Here is a 1224-nt window from a genome sequence, read left to right as displayed (position 1 = left end):
TGTAAGCGCCAAGTTAGAATGTCCCACATGAGCAAAGCTGAAGTGTCACACTCCCCTGAATGGGCAGGATTGGAGTGCGGCCGTGGGATTGGTGGTCATGAGCGAGCGCGAGCTGAACCGGATCGAAGTCCTGAGTGATGTGGTGCAAGGCCGGATGTCTGCGGTGGCGGCAGCCTCGGTCTTGGGCCTGAGCCGAAGGCAGGTTCACCGGCTTCTGAAGACGTTCCAGGCCGATGGTCCGGCAGCGATCCGGCACAAGGCCCGCGGACGTCCGTCCAACAACCGGATCGATCCCGCGGTGCGTGAGTTTGCGCTGACGCTGATCCGTGAGCGCTACGCCGACTTTGGGCCCACGTTCGCAGCCGAGAAGCTGGCGGAAGACCATGGCCTGAAGGTGTCGCGGGAGACCTTGCGCAAATGGATGCAGGATGCCGGCATCTGGCTGTCGCGCAAGCAGCGCAGAACGTTTCACCAGCCGCGCCGGCGCCGGGACTGCTATGGCGAGCTCGTGCAGATAGACGGCTCTGATCACGCCTGGTTCGAGGAACGTGGTCCGGCCTGCACGTTGCTGGCCTTTGTCGACGACGCCACCAGCACGCTGATGCACCTGGAGTTTGTAGCCTCTGAGAGCACCTTCAGCTATTTCGGCGCGCTCGAGCGGTATCTCGCGGCGCACGGCCGGCCCGTGGCCTTCTATTCCGACAAGCACTCGGTGTTCCGTGTCGCCAAGCAAGGGGCGAAGTCGGGCCATGGCATGACCCAGTTCGGTCGGGCGCTGAACGATCTGAACATCGAGATCCTCTGTGCAAACAGCAGCCAGGCAAAGGGCCGCGTCGAGCGCGCGAACCGTACCCTGCAGGATCGGCTGGTGAAGGAACTACGGCTGGCGGGCGTCTGCGACATGGCAGCCGGCAACGCGATCCTGCCAAGGTTCTTGGCGCGCCATAATGCGAAGTTCGCCAAAGCGCCGTTACGGGCCGACAACCTGCACCGGTCCCTGAACATGGAACCGGAACGTCTGCGAGAGATCCTGTGCTTCCGCGATGAGCGCTATGTCACCAGGCAACTGGCCTTCTCCTATGAGCGGCAGCGCATCATCCTTGCGGAGAACGACATCACGCGCGCACTGCCTGGCAAGTATGTCGACACCTACGAGTTCCCCGATGGCCGGTTCGAGGTCCGCTGGAAAGGCGTGTCGCTGCCCTACTCCGTGTTCGACAAAGA

At 62.7% G+C, this 1224-nt stretch carries 1 protein-coding gene; it reads left to right on the top strand.

The window, feature by feature from the left end:
• Positions 1–82: 82 nt before the first annotated feature.
• Positions 83–1224, top strand: a 1142-nt coding sequence (locus tag BLQ77_RS28065; RefSeq protein ID WP_089964326.1) for an ISNCY family transposase, incomplete at its 3' end; no start/stop codon positions are given.

This window comes from Salipiger thiooxidans (assembly GCF_900102075.1).
Lineage (GTDB): Bacteria > Pseudomonadota > Alphaproteobacteria > Rhodobacterales > Rhodobacteraceae > Salipiger > Salipiger thiooxidans.
This window is presented reverse-complemented; position numbering and strand designations above follow the sequence as displayed.